This window comes from Liquorilactobacillus nagelii DSM 13675, assembly GCF_019444005.1.
GTDB classification, from domain to species: Bacteria; Bacillota; Bacilli; order Lactobacillales; family Lactobacillaceae; genus Liquorilactobacillus; species Liquorilactobacillus nagelii.
This window is the reverse complement of sequence record NZ_CP049304.1, coordinates 264,771-282,971: the sequence shown is the minus strand read 5'-3', so window position 1 is coordinate 282,971 and position 18,201 is coordinate 264,771. Positions and strand designations below refer to the sequence as shown.

At 37.8% G+C, this 18,201-nt stretch carries 11 protein-coding genes; all 11 read right to left on the bottom strand.

Features of this window, described 5'->3' with window-relative positions; translation table 11 throughout:
* Positions 1 to 19: 19 nt before the first annotated feature.
* The 11 genes from G6O73_RS01560 to G6O73_RS01510 all read right to left on the bottom strand — a co-directional run bounded on the left by G6O73_RS01560 (position 20) and on the right by G6O73_RS01510 (position 18,201).
* Complete coding sequence (locus G6O73_RS01560; RefSeq protein ID WP_057886772.1) at positions 20 to 1,336, bottom strand: ammonium transporter; 1,317 nt, start codon at positions 1,334 to 1,336, stop codon at positions 20 to 22.
* A 1,334-nt stretch (positions 1,337 to 2,670) separates the two neighbouring features.
* On the bottom strand, positions 2,671 to 3,819 hold the full coding sequence (locus tag G6O73_RS01555; protein WP_057886771.1) for a DUF6575 domain-containing protein: 1,149 nt from the start codon (positions 3,817 to 3,819) through the stop codon (positions 2,671 to 2,673).
* Positions 3,820 to 3,829: 10 nt separating this feature from the next.
* Entirely contained in the window at positions 3,830 to 4,273 is a 444-nt protein-coding gene (locus tag G6O73_RS01550) for a hypothetical protein (protein WP_057886770.1), read from the bottom strand.
* Positions 4,274 to 4,773: 500 nt separating this feature from the next.
* A complete protein-coding gene (locus G6O73_RS01545; protein ID WP_057886769.1) occupies positions 4,774 to 6,006 on the bottom strand; it encodes a GH25 family lysozyme in 1,233 nt (410 codons plus the stop codon).
* Between the two features lie 12 nt (positions 6,007 to 6,018).
* Positions 6,019 to 6,516: a phage holin gene (locus G6O73_RS01540; protein WP_057886768.1), complete on the bottom strand. Its 498-nt coding sequence runs from the start codon at positions 6,514 to 6,516 to the stop codon at positions 6,019 to 6,021.
* Between the two features lie 11 nt (positions 6,517 to 6,527).
* A complete protein-coding gene (locus G6O73_RS01535) occupies positions 6,528 to 6,788 on the bottom strand; it encodes a hypothetical protein (protein WP_057886767.1) in 261 nt (86 codons plus the stop codon).
* 15 nt (positions 6,789 to 6,803) lie between these two features.
* Positions 6,804 to 7,034, bottom strand: coding sequence for a hypothetical protein (locus G6O73_RS01530; protein WP_057886766.1), 231 nt, complete (start codon positions 7,032 to 7,034; stop codon positions 6,804 to 6,806).
* Positions 7,035 to 7,036: 2 nt separating this feature from the next.
* Entirely contained in the window at positions 7,037 to 7,474 is a 438-nt protein-coding gene (locus G6O73_RS01525) for a DUF1617 family protein (protein ID WP_057886765.1), read from the bottom strand.
* Positions 7,474 to 11,715 (bottom strand): gp58-like family protein, encoded by a 4,242-nt coding sequence (locus G6O73_RS01520; RefSeq protein WP_057886764.1) that lies wholly within the window; start codon positions 11,713 to 11,715, stop codon positions 7,474 to 7,476. The genes G6O73_RS01525 and G6O73_RS01520 overlap by 1 nt, the downstream gene beginning before the upstream one ends.
* A 16-nt stretch (positions 11,716 to 11,731) precedes the next feature.
* Entirely contained in the window at positions 11,732 to 12,094 is a 363-nt protein-coding gene (locus tag G6O73_RS01515; RefSeq protein ID WP_057886763.1) for a DUF6711 family protein, read from the bottom strand.
* A 14-nt stretch (positions 12,095 to 12,108) separates the two neighbouring features.
* Positions 12,109 to 18,201, bottom strand: coding sequence for a hypothetical protein (locus G6O73_RS01510; RefSeq protein WP_057886762.1), 6,093 nt, complete (start codon positions 18,199 to 18,201; stop codon positions 12,109 to 12,111).

Genomic DNA, 18,201 nt, shown 5'->3' with positions numbered 1-18,201 from the left:
TAAAATCTTGCCTAATTAATTATTTTGGTGGATTATTTAGATGTGCAAGTTGACCCTGAAATTCTCCACGATACTTTGAAATATCACTTGTGTTAGAAACTTCAGCAACAGTATAGTCTGCAAACTCACCGTGTTCAGACTGATCTAAGCCAGTCAATTCTTCTTTTTCATTAACACGAATTTTTATAAATGGTTTCAAGACGAAAACAATTAAGCAAACCATCACTGTTACAAATACAATTGTAAATAAAGTTCCAACTAGTTGTAATCCTAGTTGACTAAAACCCCCACCATAAAATAAGCCGTTATGGGCAATTCCGCTATTAGCAGCTTTGCTGGCAAATGCCCCAGTTAAAATTGAACCCACAATTCCGGAAATACCATGACATCCAAACGCATCCAACGGGTCGTCATATTTCAAAATTGGTTTTATTTTAGTAATAAACCAATAGCTAACGATTGTACTAATAGCTCCAATCCAAAATGCTCCTCCAGCAGTTACAAAACCACAAGCAGGGGTTATTCCAACTAAACCACACAATGTTCCTGTACATGTTCCTTGTAACGTTGGCTTACCAACAACAATCATGTCAATAATCATCCAAGTTACCAAAGATGCTCCTGTTGCTACTGTAGTCGTTAGAAAAGCTTGAACTGCAATTTCGTTCATTCCAAGTGCTGAACCAGCATTGAAACCATACCACCCAATCCACAGAATTGTAGTTCCCAAAAGTACCCATGGTAAATTGTACGGTTGTGTTTTTTCTTTTCCAAAACCGAGTCTCCGTCCAAGAAAAATCGACAAAACTAATGCTGTTACACCGGCGTTAATATGCACCACAGTTCCACCCGCAAAGTCGAGCACCCCAAATTTTGCTAAAAATCCACTTGTGCTCCAAACTATATGAACCATTGGGTAGTAAATTAAAAGCGACCATAAGATAATAAAAGCCAAAAGAAAATTAAACCGCATCCGTCCGACAACCGCACCAACAAACAGCGCAGGAGTAATAATTGCAAACATCATTTCAAAAATCAAATAAGCTCCCGTGTTGATTCCTAGATCTTTATTAACAATTGCTGTTAAATCAACTCCACTTAAGAAAAAATGATGAACTTTGCCAACCACTCCACCTAAGTCACTATTAAAAGATAGTTCATACCCAACAGCTACGTAAAGCAATACTGCTATTCCACAAATGAAAAATACAGACAACATTGTATTAACAACATTTTTTCGTGAAACCAAGCCTCCATAAAAAAAAGCTAATCCAGGCGTCATGAAGAATACCAGAACACTTGAAACTATTAGAAACGTCGTATTTGCTGCACTCATAAAAATCCCCCTTGCTTTCAATGTCACAAATTATAACATTATAAGTTTATGAGTGTCCATTAAATTCTTAATATATGAAATTTAATTAGTAAATAAAGAATTAATGCCCTTTCATGTTATTATAACTAACACGAAAGGAAGAATTCTTAATAAAAACAGATCAGGTTATTATTTCTTAACACAAACACCAAACACTAACAATCAAAGCTATCCTTCTAGTTACTGATGAGTTTAAAAATGAAAAAATTTCTGTTGTTATTTTATTACCTTGAAATACCAAATTAAATACGCCTTTTTATCAGGAAAAATTAGCCAAGAAGGCACTTAAGCAACATAAAACAGTACTAAATAAAAACACGTTTATTTCATTGATGAACACAAGAGTACCAACAATCACAAAATAAAATATCTATTTAAAAATTGGGAACAACGTGAAACATAAAGTTAATACCATTTTTATGTGAGTCTATATCTATCCTTCCCGAACTTGTCCAGTATAAAAACAATATTAATGTTTTTATACGTTAAAGGGCAGGGCATTCTATATTACAAGTTAAGTGTCTAAAACCAATCGAAAGAATGATAAACCATGTCTCAATCAAATTCTATCGAAAAATTACTTGAAATAAAAAATTCAAATATTAAATTCTTTAAAGTTGAAAATCATAGAACTACTAAAATGGCGTTGTCGATCATTTTAAAGTTATCCAGCCGCGCCTTTAGTTATCAACCTTTCCCGTTTAACAATACTTAACGTTCAAATGAGTTGGTATCTCGAAAACAACATTATCTTTGTAAGTCTTGTCAAATGACTAGTAGGGTCCCTTACGTCGCCAATTGTTGGAAAACACAAAAATTTTAGAGGTCTTAACAAAACTATTGTAAAATCAAAGCACTTAAACGGATCTGTTACGGATTCAAAAACATGGATCATTTTTATGCCAGAATTCTTTTAATTGTAAAATAAAGAAGCCCCCTATTCAGAGGACTTCATGGCTTCACCAATACGATTTGACGGAGACCCCAAAAAAATAAACGCTGATAAATCAACGTTTATATTCTCCAGATATTAATAAAAATACCGGTGATCGGGGTTATAGATGCCTATAATATAGGTAGAAAGCCGCATCGAGGACAACAACAGGACAACAGATTAAGTCAGCCTAGCTGGCTTATTTTTATGCGTTCTATTTTGCAAACCAACGTACAACTACACGTCTAAAATCTGAAATCACAGTAGAATGCGCGTAAAAAAATAAGCCCCACTCAATTAAGAGTGAGGCTTTAATGTTTCAAAATAGGATTAAACATCTTATACTATATCGGGCATAATTCTATTTTTGAGGGGTCCAAGATACTAAGCTTATTTTTTTTTGAGTGGTTTCATTTAATCTATCCTCAGTTATCTCCACAGAAAGTACTGCTTTTCCAACTGCTGGTATAGTGTAGGTACTTTTTTCTGTTTTAACAATACCATTAAATGCCTTATCTTTATCCGATGTAAATGAAAATTGATGTTTTACAAAATCATATTTAGTGAGAGTCCCTTGTAAAGTCTCCGTTTCTCTGCTTACTTTAACAGCTGATTTACTTAACAAACTCATAAAATTATTTACTTTATTTGATTCAAAAGTAGTATTAATTCTTTCCACTCCCGCACCCGGTAGGGGAATACCTGATTCAATTTTCCCTCCTTTTAAATCTAAAAGATTTTTAGATAAACTTAAAAAATGTTTTAACGTTAACCAACCATAGTCCTTAACTATCTTTTCTACGTCTATTTCCTTTTGGTTAGTCATTTTAAATAGACTCACTATCTTTCTATAAGGTTCTGACTCATTTTCATTTAATAGTGAAGATACTTTATCAGATAGTAATCTAATTCCAAATGAACCTGCAAATGTTCCAACAATATTTAATTCATTATGAATCTTGTATATACGCTTTGCTTTTTTGTCCAAAGTAAGTGCGGTCATTATTCTTTGTAAGTTAACTAGGACTCCAGATAAAAGAGAAGCAGACATCTCATACTGATTTTTATCTGAGGTGAATGAAATATCAATTGCGTACCTATTATCGGGCGTAATTTTATTATCAGTAGAATTACTTTCAATAAGTTGATCTGTCTGATATTCAATATATACATTTTCTTCAGGTAAATAACTTGAATCTATATTGCTAGTAGATTCAATAAAAAAGTTAGAAATTTCATCTTTTTGTTTCTCAATATAAGCAAAAGAAGATTCACCACTCAAAATAAGTGTTCTCAAAGAACATTCGCCAGATTCAACTTTTTTAAGTTCTTGAAAAGATACTGGTAAATACAACCATGTTTCAGTGCTATCTTCATCATAATCTACAAAGTTAGCCAAAAATAATGCTCCTGTTTCATTTAAAAAAGAATAAAGTATAGGTTCATCATAATAATCATAGACATGATAAATTTTAAATTTTTTTATTGGAGAGTTACTTAACTTATTCATTTTTATTTCCTCATTCTTTGATGCAGGTATAATTATTGGTAGTAATCTTCGATTTGTTGTTTATCCAAAAAGTAAAGTGCCTATAGGTATTCTTTGGATTGGATGTTTCCGCTAGAACTCCATCCACAGGACTAATATCCACGGAAAAAATTCCATTGAATTTTTTTCTGAATGCAGGTGAACGTTTTTTCATTGCTTCGAATGCATTTTTAGCTTCGGCCTCAGTCTGATAACACGAGACTCCTGAACTTTTGCAAAGAGTGCTGTAATCACAGCTATCAACCCAACGCTTTCTCTTTATTTCATTAGTCACATATGCTTCCCAATCTTTCATAGTCGAAATGGGTGAACTTTGAGTGAATCTATACAGAGTTCCATTAAAACTATGACTATCTTCAGGAGGGCAACACAGTTGCTTTTTTGAAGGAAAATATTTCTCATTAAAATAATGCACAATATCACTCGATTCATAAAGATCTTGGTTTTATATAATCTTACAAATACTATATATAGTAAAAAAAATACGGTAATTCTATATGTAGACAATTATTAAAGCCATAGGTAACAATCCTTTTTCATACATTATACAAATATAATAATTTAAATCAACCATTTCAAAAAAATAAACCTACCTCAATTAAGAGATAGGCTTTTAATATACAAAAATAGTCTATCACATAATAAATTACGCGATAGACTTGAGATATGTATTAAGGGTTCAACGGAAGCTCGACTACCATGCAGGCAGCTTACGACGGTTAGCTATTCTCATAGCCTTTGCGCGAGTACATTCCGAATTACCACAACCCTATACTTAATATACAATATATAATTTAAATGTCAACAGAACACATCATTTTCAAAAAATGAAAGCTTATTATTTCTATTATTATATGTCATTAAGTATATAATATCACAATAATTTTATTATGTATGGGGCAAAAGCCCCGATTTTTATTTAGCATATCCTAGCATGTAATTAGGGCTTAAATGTCTGTCGGCAACGTAGCACCAGATGCCAGATGCACCCTTGTACACGATATATCTGTACCCTGCATTCCAGTTGTCGATATACCCAACGTACTTGATGCTTTCACCACGATAGTAATATTGATATGTTGCATTATACCCTGCACCATGCCATACCATCAGACTCTGGTTAGGTGTGAAAGTACCGCTTTGCGCGTGTACTCCACTTGGCAAACTAGATGAGCTAGTGCTGGTTGAAGTTGCTTGCCTAGCCGTTTGTAAAATCTCAACATTAGATTTATCAATCCAGCTTAAAATGCCAGCAAGTAAAACTTTACTACCTGAAACTTGCTGAGCTTTATAACTCTTACCTTTTACCCAGCTTGGAATATTTGAATCATTTGACCATTTAGATGCAGAAAAATTAACCTTAACCGTGTACCCGACAGCAATATCACTTTTAGATGTAGCATTAGCTGTCTGGCCTTGCTTGATTGCAGCCGTGGTAGTTGTAGTCTTAACGGTTGTGGCTCCCACACTATTGGTAGTTGTTCCATTATAGCCGTTTTTAGTAATTCCTAGCAAGTCCACATTTCCGTCCAATCCACCAGCTTTGTATGTGCTGGTAAACTGAAACATATGAATATTTTTATAGCTCGGAAAATAATTATAGTCTGGCGTAGTGCGTACCTGATAGTCTGGATATTCTGCTAACCACAGAGGATAACTGTCTGCAATCGTAGATAAATCTAAATGTGCTTTTAAGAAATTAAGATAACCGTATAAAACTGGAGTATATCCAGCTTGCTTGACTTTAACTAAGGCATACATAACAGCATCAGTGTTAGGCGTACCAGATTCTACATCTAAAGCAACAATCGAATTTTTAGGTGTCTGCACTTTTGGCAAGTAGTAATCTAGCATCTGATCCGCTTGTGCTCGGGTACTGAACTCACTAAAAATGTAAGTATGTGCCCGTTTGCCTTGCGCAATCGTTGACGCTACTTGTGATTGATAAGTTGATTGTGGGTAAAATATACCATCATAGTAGCCACCGATCTGGCAGATGGCAAACTTGTCACTAGCTTGGCCAAATACAGCCGTTGAGCCTTGATACTTTGACAAATCCACGCCTTGATCACGGTCAGCACTTACACTGACTACAAAACAAAAAGCACTGGCAAACGCCAGCACTCCAAGTAAGACTTTCTTTTTCAATCTTAAGCCCCCTTATTTAGACAACTCATCGACAGCTTTTTGTGCATCGGCTAAAGCTTTTTGCTTAGCTTCTAAGTCTGATTTTGCAAGTTCCAATTTCTTGGCTTTAGCATCAGCAAGTGCTTTTGCTTGATTAGCTTCATCAGCTTTTTCTTGCTGCTCCTCAGTTTTCTGCGGATATACAGTTTTCAATGTAGCCTTAGCTTCTGCATAGGCTTTTTCGATAGCATTTTCGATAATGGTTAAATCCACTTTATCAAAACCAAGTGCTGTTAACCCGTTCATTACATATTCAACAGCTTTTGACTTTTTAACAGCTCCATCAATATATTTATCCACGCCTAATTTTTCGGCTGCGACAACAGCATCTTTAGCAAGCGGAGCTACTGCGTCTAAAATTGACATCGCTTGTTTGTTATCCTTTAAAAATTTAGTGATATAAGCAAATACTACCGGCACAGCTGCGGCTGCAACCGCGACAATTAAATCTGAAATATTTTGTACGTTCATTGATAATCCTCCTATTTCATGAAAAAGTTTTCTACGACAAATAAAGCTAATGGCAATAAAATAGCCACCCACATTGTGCGTGACCACCATTGGCTATTCGATTTTAAATCTTTGATGTCCTGCTCGTTTTGCTTGCTAAGCTGATATGTTTCCTCTGTCTTTCGAGCAGTATCATTAACACCTGACGTATTAACTTCGACTTTCGCTAATCGCTGTTGTATATCCATTAGCAGCTCGATTACGTTTACATCGTCTTTCCCTTTATCATCCATACGACCAGCCCCTTATTAAGCACTCTTAACTGCTGTTAAGTTAGCCAATTTAGCTTTAGCAAGTGTCTCAAAATCAGCTTTGGTCATGTCATCGAAAGTCTTGCCTGTTGCTAAATCACTAGAAATAATCTGTAAAGTAGCACTAACCGCATCGCCACTATCTGAACCATTCAAGCCAACTGAAACACTTGATGTGTTACCATCATTATCAAATTGGTATGCTAATCTATTTAGTGAAATTGTCATAATTAATCATTCTCCTTTTTAAAATTGTTTTCCAGTTCGTCCATCAATAAATCGTACAATGTCGCATCTGCATCAGCTAACTCATATGAATAAGCATTAAGCGCGTCATACAGTGCCCGAAACTTATCTGAATATTCCGTGAACTCAATTACCGCATCTTCTTTCGCTAAATCAACTAATTCCTTATTTAAATCAGCCCCTTTCGTTGGGTCTTTCAGCACATAAGCATTATCTTTTGTTACACGTTTGCCTTTATCATCGTGTTCAAAATAAGGATCACGAACTTCCTCGCGGTCCTCGTTGTATTCTTTATTTTTATCTTCCAGTAGCTTAATTAGCTTAGTACGTCCACGGCTTGCTTTCCCTTTAAGTTTTAATTTTCCTAAGAAGTTGCCTACTGGTACCAAGTCTGCGTTCTGTAATTTAATTGTTTTTGTCATTATGCTGCTCCTTTTAATTGTTTGATTTCCGTTTCGAGACTAGTTATTTTACTATTTAGTTCTTGGATAGCCGCAACTGCATATCCTAAAATTGTTCCATCGTCACGTCCGGTTCCGTCAGCACTAATGAAATCATATGGCGTATTATACTGTGGCTTATCATTAACATCATCGATAACCGCTGTTGCATAGGTTTTAGATATTCCATTTTTTAAATCAGATTTGTAATTGTAACTGCATATATCTGTATTTGTTAATGTTGCCAATGCTTTAGCTGGATCTAACTTGTTAAGATTTGTTTTTAAGCTTAACAATGATGATTGCGCAACGGACTGAACGTGAATGGTCGCCATGTCACCACCATAAGTTCTAAACCACCATGCTGTGCCAGTTGGCCCTGAATACCAGGTGTTTGTATCACTACCAGTGTTAATACGAGCATAACCAAGCCAGAGGTCACCATTATTTGGTTTAAGTTTTATTTCACCATGAGTTTGTAGTATTATGCCATTAGCTTGCATAATAATATTCTGCCCACGTCCAACAGTTGAGCGATCATCCCACATGGCTGTCCCAATATAAATATTAGGCTTCTGAGTCAGAGAACTATTATCGGCCATAGTATACGGAGCACCAGCACTAAGCCATGTCTCTGCATAACTACCTATTGCAATTTGACCATTATCTGATAAATTTATAGCTGCCCCCGTGTAATTATCATCGAGTGCACCCGTTAGACCATCGAACATGGAATGACCTGTATCAAGTCTAAGTCCGTTATATCCCTGAATGTGCATTCCTGCTTTTCCTAATGCAAGAATATCGTCATCTAATTTTATTAATCCGTATTTAACGGACTGTCCCTGTTGCCAGAGATATTGACTTGTAAGTTCTAACTTACCACTGTCCATGAAAAAACCATCGCCGTTTTTATCATAGACCTGCAATGTTCCTTTCTGTATCCACGCATTATTTCCTGAGCCATCATAATCATGGACACCATTACCATCTATCCAGGTGTCATGACCTGAACTAGACTGGTGAAAAGATACACCTGTTAATGTCCCACTACTGATATTGTTTGCATTCAAGTTAATCACATTAACGTTCGCCGCATTCAGCGTGCCAGCTGTAATTTTGTCCGCGGAGATTGAATCGATCATCGCTGACTTGATTACAGCATTGTCTATCGTAGTTGAGCCGGTGATGTGAACTTTGTTGCCAGCAATTAAAATTCCTTCTGTAGAAATATTGATTTGGTTAATAACATCATTCTTAACAACACGTAAGTTAATGTTATCGGAAAGTTGCTGGATTTGGGAATAATTAGTTATTTCAGAAACAGCGGGGCACCATGGCGTTGCTGTAGAACCAGTTTCAATTTTTACTTCATTAAAGTATAAATCGGCACTTGAACCACTGGTAGAAGTACCATTGTTATCAAAACGTAAGTAGGCATTTTCAATTCCTAACTTAACAGTGAATGTAACTTTGTAATATTGAACCGAGGCTGTAGAAAATTTGACAGTAGTTACCAATTGCTGTGCAACTGTATAGTCATCAGTGGTGTTTGAGTTTGGTCTGCCCAATAACCATACGTCACAGCTAGTCAATAGACTATTATTGAAAGCTTTAAAGCTTAGAGTATATGTTCCACCAGCTGTAATAAAGAAACGTCCTGAACTAGAAGTTATTTCTGAAGTTTTTGTATTGTGAATAATGTTTAAATACGAATTGCCGCCATTATAAAAACTATGTTTTCCTAGTACACTATTGCTACCATATGCAATTCCACTGACATCAGCGCTTGAGTTAGGCACTAAGTTTACACCCACCGCACTGTTTGCCCAATCTGACTGACTGACTTTAGAGTTTATCTGATTACTAAGCAGTGTTACTTCCGTGTTGTAATCTGTTGTGGCAACCTTAGCGTCAATAGCTGTACTTAGCTGTGTAATCTTCGTGTTGTAATCGGCTTGCGACACTTTCGTAGCTATCGAGCTAGCCAGTTCTGTAATCTTAGACGTATACGTGGTAGTATCTACTTTGCCTGATACAGTTGTGGATAGTGAGCTGACCGTTTGTGTTAAGTTTGTTACCGATGTAACTGTAGCGTTGTCCGCTGGATTCGCAGAATAGTCAGTAGCAACACTGCCTTTTTCTAGCTTTAGGTCTTTGTATTGTACTCCAGAAGTAGCAGTATTATCATCCCAAGCTCTTATAGAAATATCGCCAGATATATCACTAGAACTAGTATTTGAAAAAGTAACTGTGGAATACCCATCACTATTAGCAGCAATCGCGGAACCAATCCTAGAAGCAAAATTTGAACTTTTACCATATAAAGTTACTCTAACAGCATAAGAAGAAGTATTATGGATAAATACTCTTAAAGTGCAGGTCTGTCCTACCAATGAAGGCAGCTCAGAAGATGTAAAAATATAAATAGTCCCACCAGCGTACTTATTTGAAGAAGCTGGAACAGTTTGCAGGGTGTCTGAGGTTCCAACAAGCAAATTAGTCCCCACAGCGCTATTGTTCACTTGTGTTTGTACGCTGGAAATCGTACTACTTAAACTTGTTGCAGTTGCTGTGATTTGATCAGTAGTCCAAGTTTGAGTAGCATAATTAGCAATTTGAGTATCGAAATCACTCGTTGAAAGCTTTAACGCTAGTCCGTCTTCTAATTCTGCTATGGTAGCTGTTGATCCACCTTTTAACGTTGTTATTTCTTCATTAACATTATTTGCTACATTTGAGGCACTCGTTGCTTGTGATATAGCATTACTAGCCACCGTAGTAGCATCATTTGCTGCGTCACTTGCAGTTTGCGCATTATTGATTGCAGTTTGTGCTTTAGTCAGTGCTGAATTAGCCGTATCAACAGCCGTATTAGCATTCTTTGTAGCTGTATCTGCTTCGGCCATAGCCTTATCAACGTTTGCTTTAATTTCCTCGCCAGTGGCATCAGATACAATTAATTCCCATTTACCGGTACCATCAGACTGTTTTACATATTGCCACATTTCGACTTGATTACCGTTTTGCTTGTACCACAGGTCTCCAATCTTAGCTGTAGTCGGCTCAACAGTCGTATCAGTACCGAAAATGTAGTTACCTGTAGCACCTTGCCGACCGGCTAATTGTTTTACTGTCTGCGATAGTGCACCTGAGTATGAGTAACTGCTGCTTGAAGTTGATGTTTGGTCAGCTTTAGAAGTTGCTGTTAATCCACCGTCAAAGGTCATAGTGTATGAATTATTAGGCACATTAAAACTATTACCAGCTGTATCTTTCAAGGTTAGCCAGTCACCAGCTTCAATAGCTGGATTGCCAAACCACGTTAATGAGTATGGATAAAACGTAATATCCTTAATTGCTGACCAAATACTATCCAACCTTGCTTGTGTCATAACGTTATTGGTTAATTCAATTTGCGAACCAGTAGTTTCGCCGGCAGTTAAAGTTGACGTTGTTTCACTACTTTCTCCAGTTGAATCAGTAGTGGTTGTTGTAACTGATACAGACATACCGCCAATTTGATACGTAGCTTCGTTTTTAGTTAATCCACTCTGCTCATACTGGCTAGCATCTAAAATATAGCTTGCATCAGTAACTGTTCTGATTGTTAGCTTTCCATCACGGTCAAAAGTGGCAAAACCACCATAAAACTGTGCTATCCAGCCAATTGCTGTGCAGTAAGTTTGACCACTAATTGCACTTGCTAAATCAGTCTGAGTAGGCAATTCTGCAATGTCATCAGTGTTCAGCTCTACACCTGACATGTTAGCTATTTCAGCAATCACATCAGTAATCTTAGCTGGATAAGTTAGCTTAGATGTGTATGTTCCTTGCATGGTGCAAAATTGGTCATAAGCTTTGATGGTCGTTGCATCGTTGTTTCGATCCATCGTGATTTCATCGCTAATAATAAAAACACCCAATGGACAATATTCATAAGTCCCATCAGGCAATTTAATTCCTATTTTAGCTGTTACTTTATATCCTTGTTTTAGCCCTTCAACTAGATGAGCAAAAGTGACAGTTATATTGTTTTCATAAGTTGAACCAATACTAAAAGTATCGCCAGTCCACGCACCCGAATCATAGGCAATCGAAGTTATATCACTGGTTCCATAATTAGTTTCATTACCATTACTATCTGTAATGGTAACCTTTCCATCAAGCGTTCGCTCGGTTGCACGCCAAGCGACAATTGCCGCATCACTTTGTTTATACATTTTTTAATTTCACCTCCTACTGTTCGATAAAGTCGGCCGACAAGTTTTGCCAAATATACTCCAATGTATCTGGATTGAAAGTATAAACTGGCGTTGTTCGGTCGCCTGTATAAAACGTTTTGGTAACCATGCTACCCTCTTGCGGGTCAAGATATGTGCAAGAAAAAAACTGCCCTGATATAGCTTTTAGAATCACACTACATTCAGAAACAGTTAATGGACCCCACTTTACAGTGAGTTTCCTTTTAATGGCCACACGGTCGCGGTGAAGTAATCCATTTGCATCGCGTGAAGCTTTGGTATCAATGTCTTGAATCGCCACTTCCAATGATGCTGGGGCTTTCACCTGTGCCCCATTTATCGCTAAATAATAAGCCATAAGTTACTCACCTCCTAAAGATTTAACATATTGCGATGGTTCTTAGCGTTAACCGAATTAATACCTTTGATAGCCGCTTGCCCGAGCTGGTCACTGTCCATGTTTACTGTCAGATTAATGTTGATTGGATTATCTGAAGCCGTGCCATTCAAGCTGCTCATCTGCAATCCTTGAAGCAAAGCATTAACAATAGTGCTACCAAGTTCATTAATTCCACCACTTGTTACGCCAGCTGTTGCTGTGTTTTGCTCATTAGATACTGAACTTGAACTAGTCAAACTTGTTTGAGCAGTTAGGCTTGACGGCATTTGAAAACCATTGCTAAAGTTCATGCCGATAAATTTTAATGCTTGTTGGATCAGGCTTAACGTCCGTTCCTTATTAGTCAACGGTAAAACTATTTCAGGCTTATTGCCTTCGAACAACGGGTACAAGCCTTGCTGATCTCCGTAACCACCATTTTCGTAGCCATGACCATGACCGATTACATCTAGCATTCCTGATACTCCATAGCGGTGTCTAGCATAGTTAATGCCAGCCAGCATGTTATCGTAGCCTTTCCATATATCATTAAAGCCCGATAAGTGGTAAGCGGCGAAAGTAGGCGGTTTAACTTGCAATAATCCCTCAGCGTTGCCGTCTGATAAGCCGTCGTTGCCACCCATTGCTTTTTCGTTTCCGCCTGATTCAGTCTGGATCTGTTTTACCCAAGCACTAACATAATCAGAAGTTGTTGGTAAACCTAGCTTAGCAAGAGCTTTTTTAACAGCATCTGTCCACCCTGTTGCACCAGGGCCAGTTTGAGTGCCAATGCCAAATTTCTTCATAATGTTTTTAGCCCAGCCTGTTAAACCATTTTCTAATGTTCCGACAGTGCCTTTGGCTAGCTTAGTTTGTGTGCCAGACCAACCCCAGTCATAAGTCATAAACTTATTAACCATATAATCTAGCAGTTTTTTTGGATGTGATATATCTGACAAAATGCTGTCAAACTCATCAGTGACACCATCCCAAATGTTTCCGATTCCACTACCAATTCCACTAAACAGGTCACCCCAATTGATTTTAGATAGAGCATCGAGCCCACTAAAGTCAAAATCGAATGAGCCAATGCCGCTAGCATAATGTGGCATAATATGGCTCATAGTTTTTTGAGTTTCAGAGGCAGTTTTAACTTTCGTACCCTTAGGCAGTGGCAAGACTAAGTTTCTCACATCTGGGAAAATCCCCTTTTTCCCGTTTGGCAATTCAAATGATTCACGATAGCTTGGTCCTTGTTGATCATTAACCATAGCCAAGCCACCAGGGTGGCTGTTAGTGCCTTTGGCCCAATTGAACCAGCCCCAGCTGGGACTACCAGCACCAACTTTGTTAAGAACCCAATTAATGCCATCCTTAACTTTATTAACAGCAGACTTTACGGGAGATTTAATTGTATCAGCAACATCATTCATAGCACTTTTGATAGCACTTAAGCCATTTCTAATTCCTGTAGCAATACTTCCGCCTAGGTTACCTGCCCAATTAAATAATGTTTGGGCTGTTCCACCACGGAAATTAGAAATCCAACTTCCAATTGCAGAGCCAGCACTTTCAGCTAATGAGCGTGCACCATTGATGCCATTTCTAACTGTTCCACCTAGGCTGCTAGCCCAGTTGTTTAGCGTATTACTTGCATTGTTTCTGAAGTCATTGACCCAACCACCTAATGCCGAACCAGCGTTTTGCGCTAAATCTCTAGCACCATTGATACCATTTCTAACTGTGTTTCCTAGTGAAGAAGCCCAGTTACTTGCCGTGCGGCTAGCGTTGCTACGGAAGTCATTGACCCAATTTCCAAGTGCGGACCCAGCTTGTTGAGCTAGTGTCTGAGAACCGTTTATTCCATTCCTTACGAAAGTTCCTAGCCCACTAGCCCATGATGACATTGTCTTGTTGGCACTGTCATGGAATTCATTAACCCAATTTCCAATTAAAGCACCAGCCTCTGTAACAAGATTTTCAACACTTGACGCTTTGCTTTTGGCTCCTGATATAGCATCATGTATCAGCTGCCCGAGGCTAGATGCCCAACTAGACATCACTTTATTTGCATCGGATTGAAAACCATTGATCCAAGTGCCAATATTTTGCCCTGCATTTTGAACTAGCTTTTTAGCATCAGATGCTTTGTCTTTAGTTCCATTAATCGCGTCACTGACTAACTGGCCTAATCCACCAGCCCAATTAGATAATTCTCGATTGGCATCAGGCTGGAAGCCGTTGAACCAATCGCCAACGTTTTTACCTGCTTTTTGGATATCTTTTTTAGCGTCGCTGATATGCTGATTAATTTCAGGACCAACTGATTTAGCCCAACCAGCCGCTTTGCCAGGCAATGAGGCAGCCCACTTTATAATGCTCTTACCGACAGAGGTATCTTTTAGAAACCAAAGAGCTACTCCTGCAATGGGATTGATGATCGTTACAGTTGCTTGCACCCAGTTTTTCCTAAGCCAAGTTAGTGAATCACCCATCCACTTAGTAATCGACTTGTACACATCATTACAGAACTTCTGAAACTTCTTATCATGCTTGTACAGTGCAACTAGTCCAACTACAACTGCTGCCACTGCAGCAGCTAACAGTACATAAGGGTTCAAGTCCATAGCAGCATTTAAAATAACTTGTCCTGCCGCGGCGAGTTTAGCCCATCCACCCCAGTTTTTGATTGCTGAAGCAGCTGTGACTAATCCCGACCAACTCATTTGCGCTAACTTTTTCATTCCGCTAACATAGGTCATAAATTCTCCCCATGTAGCCTTTGACAAATCAATTATAAGTGTTCCAATTTTCGTAAATGATGACCATGTTACGCTTGCAAGATTTTTAGCATCTGTCACAAAATTCTGCCAATTTTGGACTACAAGTTCTTTTGTAACATCTTTTATAGTTTTTAGATTTGTAACTGCCGACTTCAAATCGGATAGTCCTGTTATTTTTCCAAAAAAGTCCATTAACAAATGTTTATTACCAGATAATATAGTTGCACTATCTGCTAATTTTCCAACTAGTCCCACGCCTTTATCTAAACCGCCAGCAACTAATTTAACTGTCAACATCGTTACAATTGCTTTTGCAACTAATTCAAAAGCCGTTTTATGTTTGTCTATAACATCTGCTAATCCACTCATAATAGAAGTTAAGTCTTTCATAACTCCAACTATTACTCCGCCAGTCCATTTTGCTATAGGCTCAAAGAATGAATCCCATATCCATTGGAATGCTGGCTTAGCTGCGTTAATAATTGAACCGACTAATTTTAAAGCAGCTGCTAATAGATTTAAGAAGTTAGGAACTAATTCTGTAATGGTGAATTTAGCAAGGGGCAATAAGACATTTTCATATCCCCAAGCAACCCCATCCCAAACATCTTTAGCTATTGGTCTGATTGCTTGTAATAAATTGTCTATAGATTGCAATAATGGTGAGAAATCAAGCTTTTTAGCCCATGTAACCGTATAATCAGCCATATCTTTTAAAGCGCCTAGCATGTCATTTACCATGCCTAGCAACGTTTTGAAGATTGAAGTGCCAGTATTTCCATGTTGCCAAGCTTTATCAAATTGCCCTACAAAATTGCCAATTATTTTAAATACATCTGTAGCAATTCCAAGTATATTTGAGAATATTTTTTCACCGGTTCCATCGTTGAATGCATTGCGGAAAGAAGTAGCAATATTATTAAGCAATACTAGCACTTGATTAGCCAAATTTAGAATTGCTTTAAATAGGTTAGTTCCTGCATTGCCTTTTTCCCAAGCCGCATCAAACGCTTTGGCGAAATCGCCAACTATATCAGCTAAAGTAGTTGCTAACTTGATAAGATTACTGAATATTTGTTCACCTAAATTATTGTCATTAAAAGCCTGTCTAAATGAGGTAGCAATGTCATGGATTAATTTCAAAACATCGTTTAATGAATTGAAAATAGTCTGAATCAACTTAGTGCCAGCGTCATTTTTTTCCCATGCTTCAGAAAAGGCCTTGGCTATATCACCGATAATATTAAGCATATCAGCTAACAATTGCAGCAAGTTTTCTACTGTTTTTTCGCCAGTTCCATTGTCCCAAACGTGCATGAATGATTTACCAACATCTTCAACAGCGTGTTCTAGTTCTTTCCAAGCATATTCGGCAGCGTCCATAACTGCTTGTCCTTTAGCATCCCAAGCTTCTTTCATCGGGTCAAACAGTTCACCAAGAATTTTTTGTAGTTCCTTAGCAGCGTCACCTGCAGAACCAAATACAGTGTTAGGTGTATCAAAATTAATTCCGTTGTCGCCTGAATCGCCATCATCATCAGAGCTTTCAAGTGATTGAGAATCTGGTGATGATTCGGTTGGCTGTGAATCATATGATTCAAGTGATTGTTTATCAGGTTTTTGGATATCATTAGACTGATTTTTGTCAAGAATATTGAGTTCATCGAATCCCATTAGGGAGTCAGCTAAATCTTGTGCAGCTTTCTTTTGCTGTTCATAAGATGCTTCAGCAGCTTTGTTAGATGCCGTAATCTGCTTATTAGCCTCTTTAACTTGAGCAGCACCAGTCCGATTCGAAGCTTTAATTTGTTCGTTCGCTTTTTTGACCGCTTCAGCATTAGCTTTGTTTGAAGCAGTGATTTGCTTGTTAGCTTCCTTAATTGCCTTAGACGACTTAGAAGATGCTGAACTTGTATCATTCATTGCCTGAATTTGTGAATATAGGCTAGAAGCTCCTTTTTTAGCTGTAGAATAGTTCATTCCAAACAACGCAGATGTAAATTGTGCTATCCAAGATGTTGCTTTAGAAATCGCCGACATCATAGCATTAATTGCTGGTAAAACGGCTGAATAAATCGGGTAAAAAGCAGTTAAAAGGTTTACTTTTATCTGATTAAGGCTAGTAGCAAACTGCTGATTAGTTTTTAGTGCTGACAACATGCCACTGGCCATATTTGTTATGCCATTGTACAGCAGGCCATAGACAAGCAACATTGACGGTAAAAATACTAATTGCTGGCGGATACTACTTAAAACTCCATAGCAGCTTCGGCCGGCACGGCTAGCGCGATTCATTGACATCTCGCTGGAACTTCCAAACAATCTCATTCCACTTGTTGCTTCACGGATAGAGCTGCCAATATTGCGCATACGATTACCAAAATTACCCATTGAACCACCTAAACGGCTAAACACACTTGAAGATTTGCTTGCCACGGCTGCGGTTGAACCTAACTCTGTATCCACTTGTGCAAGTGCAGCTTTAAGTGGCTTTGCACGATCCTCAATGTAAGCATAAGACTGTGCAAGTTCATCATTACCACTAATAAGTTTGTTCATTTTGTCCCGTGTCGACATCATTGACTTTTCAAGCGATGTTAGGTTAGCTTGTGTTCTTTTGTTTCCAGGGGCAACTTGTGCGGCACCTTGAACATCTTCATAAGATTGCTGTAACCTTTTTAGTTGACTTCTCAGAGTATTAATTTTGCCTTCGTTTTGATCCATAGCAGTGCTAATTCGTTTTAATGAATCGGGGATTGCGTTGAACTCACGTTGCATCGCTTGTGCTAACGCTTTAGCTTGATTCTGATAACGTGTCATTTGAGCCTGTGCTGAAGCTACTTGGTTGTCAATCTTAACTCCTTGCTTGCCATTTTGCTGTTCATTGCTTAGAGAATTTTTCCGCCCAAGAAGCTCATTTACTTTAGCCTGAGCTGCACGAGCTTGTTGCATTTTTGTATTGATCTCAGAAACAATCGATTGTAAATCTGTACTAACCTTTTGTTTTGTTCCACTGAACATTTTGCTAGCATTTTGGCTAATCTTAGCAGCATCACTTTTAGTGGTATCAGACATCTTTTCAAATGAAGTACTTACTGTTTCGTTAAGCTGTTTAATCTGTTCTTGAACCTTTTTCAAGCCGCTGGAAATGTTCATTGAATCTTCTGTTTTTTGCATGCCACTTTTTGTAGTGTCAGCAATCTTGCCAGTTACGTTACTAAAAGCTTCTTGCAACTTATCTAACATAGGCTGGATTTGTGCAGTATTGACTTTAAAAAGGACCTCAAGTTCCTCTAATTCCAC